General features: G+C 70.7%; 20 protein-coding genes and 1 pseudogene. 16 read left to right on the top strand and 5 right to left on the bottom strand.

The features are described from left to right. Window positions 1-114 precede the first annotated feature (114 nt). Complete coding sequence (locus tag ACFYUY_RS01890) at window positions 115-1359, top strand: glycosyltransferase (RefSeq protein ID WP_387897113.1); 1245 nt, start codon at window positions 115-117, stop codon at window positions 1357-1359. A gap of 92 nt (window positions 1360-1451) precedes the next feature. On the opposite strand, the gene ACFYUY_RS01885 is transcribed toward ACFYUY_RS01890, so the two are convergent. From ACFYUY_RS01885 to ACFYUY_RS01865, 5 genes and pseudogenes are all read right to left on the bottom strand, one after another. Beyond that, window positions 1452-2069 (bottom strand): hypothetical protein, encoded by a 618-nt coding sequence (locus ACFYUY_RS01885; protein WP_387897111.1) that lies wholly within the window; start codon window positions 2067-2069, stop codon window positions 1452-1454. Between the two features lie 194 nt (window positions 2070-2263). Continuing rightward, window positions 2264-3517: pseudogene (locus tag ACFYUY_RS01880) on the bottom strand (NCS1 family nucleobase:cation symporter-1); the annotation flags it as partial. 27 nt (window positions 3518-3544) lie between these two features. After that, window positions 3545-5095, bottom strand: a complete 1551-nt coding sequence (locus tag ACFYUY_RS01875) for a recombinase family protein (RefSeq protein WP_387897109.1) — start codon at window positions 5093-5095, stop codon at window positions 3545-3547. Window positions 5096-5108: 13 nt separating this feature from the next. Then, window positions 5109-5642 carry a hypothetical protein gene (locus ACFYUY_RS01870; RefSeq protein ID WP_387897107.1) on the bottom strand — a complete coding sequence of 178 codons (534 nt, stop codon included), beginning with the start codon at window positions 5640-5642 and terminating at the stop codon, window positions 5109-5111. Window positions 5643-5654: 12 nt separating this feature from the next. Continuing rightward, window positions 5655-6086 (bottom strand): multiprotein-bridging factor 1 family protein, encoded by a 432-nt coding sequence (locus ACFYUY_RS01865; protein WP_387897105.1) that lies wholly within the window; start codon window positions 6084-6086, stop codon window positions 5655-5657. 228 nt (window positions 6087-6314) lie between these two features. On the opposite strand from ACFYUY_RS01865, the gene ACFYUY_RS01860 reads away from it, so the two are divergent. The 15 genes from ACFYUY_RS01860 to ACFYUY_RS01790 all read left to right on the top strand — a co-directional run bounded on the left by ACFYUY_RS01860 (window position 6315) and on the right by ACFYUY_RS01790 (window position 13364). Beyond that, a complete protein-coding gene (locus ACFYUY_RS01860) occupies window positions 6315-6533 on the top strand; it encodes a helix-turn-helix transcriptional regulator (protein WP_387897103.1) in 219 nt (72 codons plus the stop codon). Continuing rightward, window positions 6530-6721, top strand: a complete 192-nt coding sequence (locus tag ACFYUY_RS01855) for a hypothetical protein (RefSeq protein WP_387897101.1) — start codon at window positions 6530-6532, stop codon at window positions 6719-6721. Before ACFYUY_RS01860 ends, ACFYUY_RS01855 begins: the two co-directional genes overlap by 4 nt. Before the next feature lie 87 nt (window positions 6722-6808). Then, window positions 6809-7156: a hypothetical protein gene (locus tag ACFYUY_RS01850; RefSeq protein ID WP_387897099.1), complete on the top strand. Its 348-nt coding sequence runs from the start codon at window positions 6809-6811 to the stop codon at window positions 7154-7156. Beyond that, the gene (locus ACFYUY_RS01845) at window positions 7153-7596 is read left to right on the top strand and encodes a hypothetical protein (protein WP_387897097.1); all 444 of its coding nucleotides are present in this window, start codon (window positions 7153-7155) and stop codon (window positions 7594-7596) included. Before ACFYUY_RS01850 ends, ACFYUY_RS01845 begins: the two co-directional genes overlap by 4 nt. Before the next feature lie 79 nt (window positions 7597-7675). Then, window positions 7676-7996, top strand: coding sequence for a hypothetical protein (locus tag ACFYUY_RS01840; RefSeq protein WP_387897095.1), 321 nt, complete (start codon window positions 7676-7678; stop codon window positions 7994-7996). Continuing rightward, window positions 7993-9027, top strand: a complete 1035-nt coding sequence (locus ACFYUY_RS01835) for a YqaJ viral recombinase family protein (RefSeq protein WP_387897093.1) — start codon at window positions 7993-7995, stop codon at window positions 9025-9027. Before ACFYUY_RS01840 ends, ACFYUY_RS01835 begins: the two co-directional genes overlap by 4 nt. Then, window positions 9024-9797, top strand: coding sequence for an ERF family protein (locus tag ACFYUY_RS01830; protein WP_387897092.1), 774 nt, complete (start codon window positions 9024-9026; stop codon window positions 9795-9797). Before ACFYUY_RS01835 ends, ACFYUY_RS01830 begins: the two co-directional genes overlap by 4 nt. A gap of 81 nt (window positions 9798-9878) precedes the next feature. Next, entirely contained in the window at window positions 9879-10628 is a 750-nt protein-coding gene (locus ACFYUY_RS01825; protein ID WP_387897090.1) for an exonuclease domain-containing protein, read from the top strand. Beyond that, window positions 10625-10897, top strand: a complete 273-nt coding sequence (locus tag ACFYUY_RS01820; protein ID WP_387897088.1) for a hypothetical protein — start codon at window positions 10625-10627, stop codon at window positions 10895-10897. Before ACFYUY_RS01825 ends, ACFYUY_RS01820 begins: the two co-directional genes overlap by 4 nt. Then, window positions 10878-11327, top strand: coding sequence for a hypothetical protein (locus ACFYUY_RS01815; protein ID WP_387897086.1), 450 nt, complete (start codon window positions 10878-10880; stop codon window positions 11325-11327). The genes ACFYUY_RS01820 and ACFYUY_RS01815 overlap by 20 nt, the downstream gene beginning before the upstream one ends. Next, window positions 11324-11509 (top strand): hypothetical protein, encoded by a 186-nt coding sequence (locus tag ACFYUY_RS01810; RefSeq protein ID WP_387897084.1) that lies wholly within the window; start codon window positions 11324-11326, stop codon window positions 11507-11509. The genes ACFYUY_RS01815 and ACFYUY_RS01810 overlap by 4 nt, the downstream gene beginning before the upstream one ends. Next, on the top strand, window positions 11502-12116 hold the full coding sequence (locus ACFYUY_RS01805) for a hypothetical protein (protein WP_387897082.1): 615 nt from the start codon (window positions 11502-11504) through the stop codon (window positions 12114-12116). Before ACFYUY_RS01810 ends, ACFYUY_RS01805 begins: the two co-directional genes overlap by 8 nt. Continuing rightward, window positions 12113-12388: a WhiB family transcriptional regulator gene (locus ACFYUY_RS01800; RefSeq protein ID WP_387897080.1), complete on the top strand. Its 276-nt coding sequence runs from the start codon at window positions 12113-12115 to the stop codon at window positions 12386-12388. Before ACFYUY_RS01805 ends, ACFYUY_RS01800 begins: the two co-directional genes overlap by 4 nt. Window positions 12389-12491: 103 nt before the next feature. Further along, a complete protein-coding gene (locus ACFYUY_RS01795; protein ID WP_387897079.1) occupies window positions 12492-12965 on the top strand; it encodes a single-stranded DNA-binding protein in 474 nt (157 codons plus the stop codon). 45 nt (window positions 12966-13010) lie between these two features. After that, the gene (locus tag ACFYUY_RS01790; RefSeq protein ID WP_387897077.1) at window positions 13011-13364 is read left to right on the top strand and encodes a hypothetical protein; all 354 of its coding nucleotides are present in this window, start codon (window positions 13011-13013) and stop codon (window positions 13362-13364) included. The last annotated feature ends 6 nt before the right edge of the window (window positions 13365-13370 follow it).

The following is a 13370-nucleotide window of genomic DNA, read 5'->3' as shown; positions in this document are numbered from 1 at the left end:
CTGGCCCGGCTTCGAACCGGCCCCGTCCGGCACACCCGCCCGACGGGCCCCGCGGGCCCCTGCCCCGGGCGTGGCACCCTCCCGCCCGGGCGCCCGCGCCGGGATACTGCCGCCATGCGCATCCTGATCGCCACCGCCGGCTCCCGGGGCGACGTCGCCCCGTTCATCGGGCTCGGTGTCCGCCTGCGAGCGGCCGGCCATCAGGTGGCCGTCGCCACGCACACCACCTTCACCGCGCCGGTGCGCTCCGCCGGGCTCGAGTTCCGCCCGCTGCCGGTCGACCCGCGCGCGGAACTCGCCTCCGACGACGGGCAGCGGCTGCTGCGCGCCGGCAGCGGACCGTACGCGATCCTGCAACTGCTGCGCCTGGGGCGGAGGTTCATGCCGGCCCTCGGCGAGGGCATCGCGGACGCCACCGCGCTGGGCGCCGATCTGCTGCTCACCACCAGCACCACCAGTGCGCTGGGCCAGGTGGCCGCGGAGGCCGCCGGCATCCCCAGCATCGGGCTGTACCTCCAACCCCTCTCCCCCACCCGCGAGTTCGCGCCGGCGGTGACCGGCACCCGGTCGCTCGGCCGGCGGGGAAACCTGCTCGCGGGGCACGCCGTCCAGGCCGCCACCGACCGGCTGTTCGCCCCGGCTGTCCGCGCCCTGCGCCGCCGCCTCGGCCTGCCCCCGGTCGGCATCGCCCGGGCCCGGCGCAGGCACCCCGTCCTGCACGGCTTCTCGCCCACGGTCGTGCCGCGCCCGGCCGACTGGCCTCCCGGACTGGACGTCGCCGGCTACTGGTGGCCGGTGCGGGATCCGGACTGGCAGCCCCCGGCCCGGCTGCTCGACTTCCTGGCCGCCGGGCCCGCGCCCGTCTTCGTCGGCTTCGGCAGCCTGGTCGTCCCGGAGCCCGAGCGGCTGACCGCGACCGTCCTCGCGGCGGTGCGCGGCGCGGGGGCGCGGGCCGTCCTGCAGGCGGGGTGGAGCGGCCTCGGCGCCGAGGACTCGGACGACGTCCTGACCATCGGCGACACCCCGCACGAGTGGCTGTTCCCGCGGACGGCGGCCGTGGTCCACCACGCCGGGGCCGGCACCACGGCCGCCACGCTGCGCTGCGGCACGCCCGCCGTCCCGGTGCCCGCCCAGCTCGACGCGCCGTTCTGGTCCGACCGGCTGGCCAGGCTCGGGGTCTCCCCCGGCCCGGTGCCGCTGCACGCCCTCACCGCCCCCCGCCTCGCGGCCGCCCTCCGCCGGGCCGTCGGCGACCCCCGCTACCGCAGCCGCGCCAGATCGGTGGCCGACGTCCTCGCCGGCGAGGACGGCACCGCCAAGGTGCTGGCCGCCGTCGAACGCGCCGGGCCGCGCGGGTGACCGCTCCCGGAGGAGGCCGCTCCGGCCGGGGCCCCGTCACACGGTGGAAACCGCTGCCCGGGCGCCCACGGGGGCGCGCCGGCGCCGCCGCCTCACACGGCGGACTGCAGGGCCTTCGCCTGGTCCGGCGTGAGGTGCTTCGACACCCGGATCAGGACCGCGCCGCGCACGTAGTCGTACTCCAGCAGCGCGGGCATGCCCTTGACGATCGCCTGGATGTACTCGGACCTCTTCCTCGCATCGGCCTCGGTCGCGAACACCTCGACGGCCCCGCCGCGGGCCACCGAGTCCGCGCTCTCGCCCTCCACGTCGGCCGGCTTGATCCGCGAGTCGGAGAACGACACCTTCGACACGTACTGGCCCGGGCGGCCCAGCAGGTGGTTCGGGTCGTCCTCGGCGGTGTACTGCTTGACGATCTTCAGCGACGGCACGGCCGTCGCCAGCTTGCCGAGCGCGGCCGCCGCGTCCACCTCCTTCGGGGGCGCACCGACCGCGGCAGGGCCGCCGGCGGACGGCGCGGCAGCCGACGCGGCGCCACCCGCCGCCGAAGCGGACGGAACGGCGGACGGAGCAGCGGGCGGAACGGTCGGCGAAGCGGTCGACGGAACGGCGGGCGGAGCAGCGGCCGACCGACTGTCGGCGCTGCTGCCGCAGGCCGCGGTGGCGGCGAGGAATCCGCCGGCGACCAGGATCGGGAGGGTGCGACGCATGGTGTCCTCTGGTACGTGGTGCGGGTGTTGAGCGGACCGTATCGACGCACCGCCGGCCGTGCAGGCGAGTTGACACCTCCGTGACCGCCTCGGGACCTGGACGCACCTGGGCACCGAGCCGAGGGGGCCGTCAGCGGCGACCCCCTCGGCACCGACCCTCAACGGCCCTCAACGGCAGCCCCCAGCGGCGGCCCTCAACGGCGGCCCTCCTCGGCACCGTCCGTTCCCGCCGGACGGCCGCCCGGGAGCGCGCAGAGCAGCAGGTACAACCCGAAGGCCGCCGCGAAGCCGACCGCCCAGCCGTAGTCGGCCAGCGGTTCGAGCGCGGGCAGCAGCCCGTCCGCCGGGAACGGTCCGCCGTGCGAGCCGCCGACCGCGAGGACGGCCCCGACCAGCAGGGCGAGCACCCCCCGCCAGTTCCATCCGCCCGCGTACCAGTACGCCCCGCCCGGCCGGTAGAGCTCGGCCAGCCGCAGCCGGGTGCCGCGCAGCACCCAGTAGTCGGCGATCAGGACCCCGGCCACCGTCCCGAGCATGCCGCCGACCACGCCGAGCCAGGTGAAGATGTACACGTGCGGGTCGGAGATCAGCTTCCACGGGAAGATCGCGATCCCCACGACCCCGGTGATCAGTGCCCCGGTGCGGAAGTCGACGAGCCGGGGCAGCAGGTTGGCGAGGTCGTAGGCCGGCGAGACGACGTTGGCGGCGATGTTCACCGACAGGGTCGCGACCAGGACGGTCAGCAGGGCGAACAGCAGGCCGGCCGGGTTCTGCATCTTCGCGGCGAGCTCGATCGGGTCCCACACGGGTTCGCCGTAGACGGCCTGCGAGCCGGAGGTGACCAGGACCGACAGCAGCGCGAAGAGGGTCATGGTGGTCGGCAGGCCGAGTGCCTGCCCGCGGATCTGGGCGCGCTGGCTGCCGCCGAAGCGGGTGAAGTCGGGGATGTTGAGCGCGAGGGTCGACCAGAACCCGATCATGCCCATCAGCGCGGGGAAGAAGACCTTCCAGAACTCGCGCCCCCAGCCCAGCTGGGAGGGCTGGTCGAGCAGCGGCCCGAACCCGCCCGCCTTGACCGTCATCCACACCAGCAGCGCCAGCGCGCCGACGATCACGAACGGCGCCGCCCAGTTCTCGAACCGCCGCAGGGTGTCCATCCCGCGGGCGATGATGGCCATCTCCAGGAGCCAGAAGAGGAGGAACGAGAGCCACTGCGTCCACGGGTAGCCGCCGAACTGCGCCGCGGTGCTCCAGGACGAGCCGAGCAGTTTGCCGGCGAGCAGGAAGATCCCCTCGCCGCCGATCCAGGTCTGGATGCCGAACCAGGCGCAGGCCACCGCCGCCCGCAGGAGCGCGGGCAGGTTGGCGCCGCGCAGTCCGAACGCGGCGCGGGCGAACACCGGGAACGGGATCCCGTACTTCGTTCCCACGTGCCCGTTCGACAGTAGTTGTAATGGCCTAAACGCTGGAGCCGCTCAGGTCTCCCAGGTCGGGACCACGAGAACGCGACGATCGGCCGTCACTCGGATCTCTCGAATCACCTTGTGCAGAAGCCCGTTGAGGCGCTCCGGAGACAGCGAGTCCCACTCCGCCAGCAGGCCGGCGGCGACCCCGGGCGCACTCCCGCGAGCGGATTGCCGGCTCGCATCCGCAGCGCCCTTGCCGTTCAGCTCCGCCAGTTCGGCGACCGCGTCGCTCTTCTCCTGGCGAAGGTTGGAGAGAGTCTGCTTGTACTCAGCCTCGAGCTGAGCGTCGTCGTCCTCGAGGAGCGCATAGCTGCGCATGTGTCGTACGACTGCCCGCTCGAGCTTCTCGATAAGGCGCGTCAGCTCATCGACACGCTTGTCATCAGAGTCGGCGTCAAGGATCCCCGGCGTCGACGGCCGCCGGGCTGCCTCGGCGTCGATACCGTTGGCGATTTCGCCTAGCCAGTCGAGCACGGCCTGCTCGAGCGTCGGGTAGGAGAGGCTCGTACCCGCGCATCGGGATGTCCCGTGCCGGCGCCGTACGTTGCAGCGCGTGTAGGTGTAGATACCGACGACGTCTCGGGTCATGGCCCCGCCGCACAGGTCGCAGCGGGCTAGCCTGGAGAACGGTGATGACGGCTTCCGGGCCCGCGGTGGGGTCGACTTGATCAGCTGGCGTTTTGCCAGGTAGGCCGTCCAAGTGTCCTCCGAGATGATCGGCGGCAGGACGGTGTCGTCGGCGACCTTGAGGTGCTGGTGGTTCGGGCATCCGCTGAGGTAGGGGTCGCAGTGGCAGTCCGGCGAGTGGACCCGCAGGTAGCCTGCGGCGAAGCCGGAGTCCATGTAGTTTTTGACGGTCTGGCCCCACCATTCCATGTTCCGCGTGGTGTAGATCCCGGCCGTGTTGAGCTGCTGCGCGAGTCTGTCGAATCCCGCGCCTCCGTTGACGTACTGCTCATACATCTCGGCGACTGCGGGCGCGGTCGCCGGGTCGAGCTCGTAGCGCTCCCGCTGGATGGTGAACGTCCCGTCCAGGTTGGGGAGTTTGCGGGGGTACCAGACGTAGCCGAAGCGTTTCCCGCCTCCGGCGGGGAGCCCCTGTGCGCGGCGCCACTCATGGGTCTCCTTCCACTGTTCGCCGGCGCGGTCGCTCTCGAAGCTGGCGACCTCGAGGAGCATCCCGCGCTGGAAACGCCCGACGGCCGTGCGGGCGTCGACTTCCTCTGTGGCGGAGACGAGTTGGCCGCCCGCGCGCTCGAGACGCTCGAGGTTGATGGCGTTACCGTGCCGCTGGCGCCCGAAGCGGCTGTACTTCCAGGCGGCGATCTCCTTGGCGGTTCCGTCCTCGATGTAGCCGATGGCCTTCATGATCTTGCGACGGAAGTTGCGGCCCGTGGCGTCCAGATCGACGACCCAGTGGATGATGCGTCGGCGCCGACGCTCCGCCCATGCTTCGATCGAGGCTCGCTGGATCTCGGGGGAGATCATCTCTTCGCGGGCCATACTGACACGGATATAGCCGATGGCCGGGATGCGCTCGTCATGGGACGGGTTCGACACGGACCCCCCAGGGTCAGGATGATTGGCCGCTGCCTACGGTCGAGTCGGATCCTACGGCGAGCGCGGAGATGGGGATGACGGTCGCCAGGTGGTCCGCCGGGGCGCCGGCCTCGGCGACACCGCGCAGGGCGTGGTTGAAGCCGAGCCTGTAGGCGGCGAGCTTCAGGGCTGAGCGCTGGCCCTCGAGTTCAACGAGCAGCTTTTCCCGCTCTTCGGCGAGGTGGTGCTCGGCTCGAGCCTCGATGCCTGCTGCTTCTCGACAGAGCCTCTCGGCGTCGGCGTCCACGATGGCCCTGGCGGCTATGTAGCGCGTGTACTCGGACGTTGCGCGCTCTTCTGCGAGCTGGAGGCGGCTTCGCTCCATCGCGGTGTCGGTGATGGCTGCGTACACGACGCGAAGGGCTGCGCTTCCGGCGCCGATGATGACGAATGTGAAGCCGATGACGGCGACGACTGCATCATGGTCGATGATGGCGGCACTGGCAGCCGCGATCCCTATGAGGGTTGCCGCGCAGGCCAGCGCCGCGGTGATTGTCCTCGTGGTCATGCATCCTCCCCGTTATTGGGCCACAGCATCACCGTCCCCCTCGTCGGCGGCTCGCAGGTGGCGACGGTTCTTCTGAGCCAGGTCTCTCATGAACAGCGCGCGTTCTGTGGGGTCGGTGAGGCCAAGCTCATCGGCCGCCTGTGCGGGGGTGATGGGGTGAAATCGTACGTCTGTTGACTGGCTGAATGTCAGAGATGCGGCCGAAATGATTCCACTATCAACAAGCATCTGCACGACGGGCACGCCGACAGTGTCGGCGATCGGCTCGAAGTTCTCCGGGCTCGGCAGTGCGGTCCCGTTGAGCCATCGGCCTACGGTGCTGGCGGAGACGTTGACGGCCTGCGCCAGGGCCTGGCGACCGCCGCCCCGCTGCCTGTCGATGTCGAGGCCGGCGGCGCGCATCGCGTCGCGCAGCCAGGCTGCGTACTGCTCTGAAAGTGTCATGCCCTCACCTTCTCCCGGTCCGGAGGATAGCCGAGCGGCTAGCACGTCCGGCAGTAGTTCCATAAGTGGAATATACGAGGTGGGGCCGATCCGGCCATCGCCAACCCCAGACGCTCCACAACTTGCACATGCGGAAGTACTTGCACAGTCGGCGCCACGGGGCTAGCTTTACTTCCACATCCGGCATTACTGCCAGATTCGGAAGCATCCTGCTGACCAGGAGAGACCGTGCGACTCAACGTCGAGTACCTCCGAAAAGCCGCAGCTCAGGCAGGCGACAACACCGCCTACAACATCGCAAGGCGCCTCAACGTCAGCCAGTCGACGATGTCCCGCCTGATCAACGGCAAGTGCAACCCGAGTGCCGCGACTCAGGCAAAGATCCGGCGGGCCTACGGCATCAGCCTCGATGAGCTGATGACCGCTGACGTCCGCTCCGCAGCATGACCAGGCGCGACGAGGCCATCCAACAGGCTGGCCGAATCCTCGCTGTAGCCCGCCGCGAACGTGACGCCCTCTCGCCCCGGGCGGCAGCACAGGCCGCCTGGTATCCGGGCCACCGCCTCCAGACCGTCGAGGCCATCGAAGAGCTGATCATCCGACAACGGGCAGCGGCTCAGCTTCAAGCGGCGTGACACGCGGCCCGGGGCCGGGCTGCCGGTGGTGGCTAGACCACCCGCAGCCCTACGGCCCTCACACCACACAGAAAAGGAGGGAAGGCCGTGAACAGAGAGCCTACCCAACCTCCCAACCCCAGCGAGCAGGCGACGCCGGACAGGCAGGTCATCTCGCTCGAAGTCCCCTCCGTGGCCGCGCTGTCGGCCTGGTACGACCTGGCCGGCCGGGCATCCGGCGCGGTCGCGAGCCGCGCGACCGGCGGCCTGGCCTGGTCCCTGAGGCTGCCGCCCCTGCAGGGCGTTCAGCTGGAGCTGACGACCGGGTCCGACGAATTCGAAGTGCTACCGCGGACCAGGCTGGTCCGGGCGCTCTGCGAGTGGATGCCGCGCCAGTGGGCGCTGCAGGACCGTGAGGCCGCCGCGGCGGCCTCTCTGGAGGGGATGGCGCGATGACCGACTTCACGAACCCTGTCGCCCGGCGAACGGCCCGGCTCCTGGCCGAGCGCTACGGCTCTCCGCTCGCCCGCAACGTCACGGCCCTGCTCGACGGGGAGGGCCTGCTGGCCCAGGCGGCGAACCGGATCAACGCAGCCTTCCCGGTGTGGGTGCGCCGCCGGTCGATCGGCGTGGAGCTGGACGTGACGTCGCTGGTGTCCGCGCTGGTGCTGTCGCTCGCCGCCGAGGCGGCGGAAGACCCGGAGGGCATCGGCCAGGAGCTGGCCGACCTGTACGCGGCGTCGGGCCCGGAGCGCGACGAGCGGGTGCTGCGGCTGCTGGAGCGGCTGGGCGGCGCGAACATGCTCCTCGCGACGGCGGACACCCGGGATCTCGCGGACCGCCTGCACGCCGCCGCCGGCCCTCACATTCCGCAGCAGCGACCGGAGGTGGCGTGATGGCGTGGATCTCCCGTCGCGCGCAGGCTGAGAACGCTGCGGAGATCGCGATGCTGGACGCGGGGGCGGTGACCACGCGATGACCGTGACCAAGCTGCCGGGGCCGACTACCCCGGCCGCCGGGCGGCACCCGTGGTCGCTCCGGCCCCCGCTGGCCGCGCCGCACCAGCAGCGCCTGGCCTTCCAGCGGTACTTCCTCGACACCGTTCGCCGCGAGCGGGGCGAGTGGACCGTCGGCCGCGCGAAGCCGGTCTTCCGCCGCTTCTGGCAGTCGCACAGCTACCGCTCGACGATCCGCCGCCACTTCAACCGGCTCGTTGCCGAGGGCCACCTCATCCGCCACGGCGACGGCACCCCGCGCATCTACTACACCGTCGTCCCGGAAGGTGAAGGCCAGTGACCGCGACCTTGCCGGAAGCCCCGGCGGCCGGGCGGCGCGTCACGCCGACCGCCCGGCTCGTCCTCTCCGCCGACGCCGACCGCGAGCCCTGGCTCACAGCGCGCCGCCGCGGCATCGGCTCCAGTGACATCGCCGCCATGCTCGGCCTGTCCACGTTCGGCAATGAGCTCTCCGTCTACTACGACAAGCGCGGCGAACTCCCGCTGGAGTCGGACGACTCGGAGCCCGCGTACTGGGGTCGCGTCGACGAGGAAGGTGTCGCCCGTCGGTGGGCCGCCAGCAATCGCAGTTCGGTGCGCCGGGTCGGCCTGGTTGCCAACGTCGACCGGCCGTGGCAGATGTGCACTCTCGACCGGCGCGTCAACGCCTGCCCGATCGAGCCCGGCGCGCAGTGTGCGCTGGAGATCAAGTGCCGGGACAAGATGAAGGCGCCGATGTGGCGACGTGGCTGCCCGGACGACGTTCTCGCGCAGACCCTGCACCAGGCCGACGTGTGCGGGTTCGCGCACATGCACGTCGCGGTGAAGATCGGCGGCAACGACTACCGGCAGTTCACCGTCCGCGTCGCCGAGCATGAGCAGCTGGTGCTGGACCTGCGGGCCGCCGCGGGGGCCCTGTGGCAGCGAATCCTGGACGGCCGGCCGCCCGTCCTCGATGCCGACGCGGATCCGGATCCGCTGCTCGACCTGTACCGGCGGCTGCACCCAGAGCGTTCCGGCGTGGTGCACATCGACCGCGACGACGACGCCCAGGACGCCCTCGTCGACTACCTCGCGGCGGTGGCGGAGAAGGCGGCGGCGGAGAAGCGCCGGAAGGGCGCCCAGGCCCGGCTGTATGCGGCCCTGGGCGGCACCGAGATGGCTGTTCTGGGTGACCGCCCTGCCTACTCCGTCGACCGGCGGTCCAAGCAGCATGCCGATCTCGCCCGGCTCGCCGAGCGCTGGCCGGAGGCGTTCGCGGACTGCGTCGAGGACCGCGCGTACGACCAGATCAGCATCCCTAACGACGTCCGGAAGAGGTACGCCGCATGACTCAGCCCACCCTCGCCGAGCGGGCCGCCGAGAAGGCCGGCCGGGATGAGACCACCCCGCCCCAGGCGGACGACACGGCCGCCCCCGTCGTCGACGTCATCCCGGACCTCGGCGCCTACGAGCCTCGGGAAGGCGACCCCGAGATGGTCCCCGTCCACATCGCGTGGCTCCGCGCCCGCCGCGACGTTCGGGCGATCAGCAAGGGGGAGCAGTACAACGGCGGCGGCACCCGCTTCAACTTCCGCGGCGTCGACACCACGGTGAACACCTTCGGCCCGGTCACCCTCTCGCACGGCCTCAACCTCCTACCGCTCAAGGTCGAGGCCACCTACCGGGACGCGACCTCGGCGAACAACAAGAAGATGCACGAGTGCACGGTCCTCGTGACATGGCAGCTAATGGGGCCGGCGGGTGACAGCCTGCCGCCGGTCCAGTCGGCCGGCGAGGCTCTCGACTCGGCGGACAAGGCCACAGCGAAGGCCCAGTCAGTCGCGCTGCGCGTCATCCTCCTGACCCTTGGACTCACGCCCACGTCGGATCCCGATCCGGATTCATCCCACATGGAGCGCGGCGAAGCGCCAGTGCGACCGGCCGCCGCCTACCTGGACGAGATCACCAATCCGGCGACGAGTGTCGGCCGGCTCCGCCAGATCCACCACGAGCTCCAGCAGGGCCGCCAGGCCCAGACGTTGGTCACCAACGAAGTCGGCGACGAGGAACCGATCGGCGCGATGGTCGTCCGAATCGGCAAAGAGCGCACGTCTGGCTGAGACGGACGGCGGGGCCGCGCCCGCTCGTAACAGGCGCGGCCCCGTCCTCCCAGCATCCCCTACTTTCCAGCGGAGGATTCCATGCACTTCCTCAAGGTCCGCCGCGGCGGATTCGACACCGAGACCACCGGTCCCCTCCCCGAAGAGGCGCGCATCGTCTCCGCGGCCCTCGTACTACGTGGCGGCCACAACCAGGCCAACGAGAAGCGCACCTGGCTGATCAACCCCGGTGTGCCGATCCCCGACGAGGCCACCACCGTCCACGGCATCACCACCGAGCAGGTCAAGGCCGAAGGGCAGGAACCGAAGGCCGCGCTGGAGGAGATCGCCGTCCAGCTAGCCGACGCGATCAACGCCGGGGTGCCGATCGTCGCGTTCAACCTGTCGTTCGACTGGACCGTCCTCGCACACGAACTGCGGCGCCATGACCTCGCCCCGATGAGTGAGCGCATCGCCGCCACCCACCCGGCGCTCATCGACCCGCACGTCATTGACAAGCACGTCGACCGCTTCCGGAAGGGCAGCGGGCGGCGGAAGTTGAAGCCGACGGCCGAGATCTACGGTGTGCGTCTCACGGACTGGCACACCGCCGAGGCGGACGCGCTCGCCGCTCTCTTCATCGCCGAGGCCCAGTTCCAGAAGTACGCGTGGCTGAACGCGCTCGGCCCGGCCGGCCTCTACGGCGCGCAGCAAGGGTGGAGGGCCGAGCAGCAGGCCGGCTTGCAGGAGTGGTTCAGGACGCGGGCGACGCCGGAGCAAGGCGGGGCGCCGGACAAGGTCATCGACGGGTCATGGCCTCTCCTGCGACTGCCTGTGGCGGTGGCCTCGTGACCGCGCGAACCCCGATCACCGCGCTCACGGATGTCGAAACCGACTTCATGACGCGCAAAGCCCGTGGCTGCGACTTCCCGCAGATCGCCCGCGACATGGGCATCACCGTGTACGCCGCCCGCCTGATCGGCCGAAGCCTCTTCGAACGACTCGGGGCCCACAACGCCGCACACGCCGTCGCGCTCGCCATCGGCCTGGGCCTGATCCCGGCTGATGTCGCCACCAGCACCGCCACCCACACCGGAGGACATGATGGACCTGTTCGGTAGACGCCGCATAGCTGAGCAGGCCGAACGCATCGCCCGGCTTGACGCCCGGGTGGCCCAGCTCAACAAGGCGCTCCGCATCAGCAGCAACGAGGAACTGGTGAGCTTCCGCCAGTCCGAACGGTTCGCCGACCACATCATCGCCGTCGAAAAGAAGCTGGCTGCGACGCGGACCGAGAACGCCGCGCTGATCGTCAAGGCGAACGAGTGGGCTGACACGGCGGTCGACCACGCCGAACGTCTCGGCCGGGCACTGCGGGCCTGCGCCCGCTACCGGGCAGACAACGAGAGGCTGCGCCGCGAGGCCCAGGCGGCCCGCCGGGACTTCGCCGAACGGCAGATCGCACTCGAAGACCGGCTGCACGACCTCCAGGCCGCCAACGAGAACCACTACCGCATCTCCGCGACCCCGACCACACAGATCGCCGCTTGAGCGCCTTCTGGCTGGCCCTGCTGTGGTGCACCCACACCGGGGTCAGCACCGTCCAGGCCTACCACCACCTCGCCCAGAAACGACCCGTGCTCACCCGATACGCGCTCGCCCTGGCCTTCCTGGCCGGCACCGCCCTCGCCCTCATCACGTACGCCGTCACCGCCTGGAGCACCCGTGACTGACACCACACTCCTCCCTCCCCCGGGAGGCACCCTCACCCACGGCCCCACCGTCATCGGCCTCGACACCAGCCTCACCGCCACCGGCATCGCTTCGTCGCTCGGCTGGTGCGAGTCCGTCGGCTACAAACCCCACCACAAGAAAGACGCGATCACCACGCAGCCGCACGTCCAGCGGCTCCAGTCCCTCCTCGGCGTCCTCGGCGACGTCATCCTCGCCGTCGGCAACCCCGACCTCGTCGTCCTCGAAAGCCCCTCGCTGGCCTCTCTCGGCGGAGGCGGACACGAACGCGCGTGGCTGTGGTGGGAGGTCTATCGCAGCCTGACCGCCCACGAGATTCCCGTCGCGCTGATGGCCCCGTCACAGCGCATGCTGTACGCCACTGGCAAGGGCTCCGCCACCAAGTCCGCCGTGGTCGATGCCGCCGCCCGCCGCTGGCCTGCCTGGACGACTGGTGGCGACGACAACCAGGCCGACGCCGTCGTCCTGATGGCCGCTGGCCGGGACTATCTCGACCACCCGATCGCCGTGATGCCGGCCGCGAACAGGGCGGCGTTGACCAAGGCCGTGTGGCCCGACGGGATCCGCACGATGGGAGCTGCGCGGTGAACTGGCGTGAGCGCGCGGTATGCCGCGCCGAAGAGGTCGACACGAACGTCTTCTTCCCGATCTCGTTCGTGGGCCCGACAAGCCGTCAGCAGATTGAAACCGCGCGGTCCTACTGCAATCGGTGCCCCGTCGCGACAGCCTGCCTGGAAGAGGTCCTCGACGAGGAGGGCAACCGAGAGGCGAAGGGCCGCTACGGAGTCCGGGGCGGCCTCACCCCGGGCCAGCGGGCCGCCCTCAGCAGGAAGCGGCGGAAGCTCATCACCGCGGCCTGACCGCTCCCCCGGCACTCCGGACCAAGGTCCATCCACAGCACTGCGGCGGCCCCACGCATCCTCACAGCGGAGGCCGCCGCCCACCCTCAACCGAAGGACGGCCATGGCCGGAGAGACCCTGATCACCCTTGTCGGCAACCTGGTCGACGACCCCGAGCTGCGCTTCACCCCGTCGGGCGTCGCGGTCGCCAAGTTCCGCATCGCGTCGACGCCCCGCACCTTCGACCGCCAGAGCAACGAGTGGAAGGACGGCGAGAGCCTCTTCCTCACGTGCACCGTGTGGCGGCAGCCGGCGGAGAACGTCGCCGAGTCACTGCAGCGCGGCATGCGCGTCATCGTGCAGGGCCGGCTCAACCAGCGCTCGTACGAGAAGGACGGCCAGAAGCGGACCGTGTTCGAGGTCGACGTCGAGGAGGTCGGCCCCAGCCTGCGCAGCGCCACGGCGAAGGTCACCCGGGCGAACCGCGGCCAGGGCGGAGCGCAGTCGGCGAACCGCTCCGATGACCCGTGGTCGAAGCCCGAGGCCTCGGCGGGCGGATGGGGGGCGTCGCAGGGCAAGGCCGACGCCCCGTTCTAGACCCGTTACGTCAGACCAGTCACAGACCTTCTCAGGAGAAGCCTCATGCCACCCCTGCGGACCTTTGCTGTTCGTGCATTCGACCGGACCGCCCCGGGCCCTCGGCTTTCGATGGCGGCCGAGGAACCCGGCTACTTCCCGGAGACCGCGCTCTACCGGTTCTTCGATGCTCGGAAGCGGTTGCTGTACGTGGGGGTTTCGGGGCAGCTGCGCGAACGCTGGCCGAAGCACCGCAGGAAGGCGCCTTGGTGGTCGGAGGCCGACTTCGTGTCTGTGGAGCACTGGTCGACCGAGGTTGACGCCCTCGCCGCCGAACGTGCGGCGATCGCTGCGGAGCAACCGCTGTTCAACAAGCGCAGCGCTCGACGGCAGACCGAATCCACCTCAATCTCATCTTGATCGGAA

The organism is Kitasatospora sp. NPDC004745 (assembly GCF_042873275.1).
Taxonomy (GTDB): Bacteria; Actinomycetota; Actinomycetes; order Streptomycetales; family Streptomycetaceae; genus Kitasatospora.
This window is presented reverse-complemented; position numbering and strand designations above follow the sequence as displayed.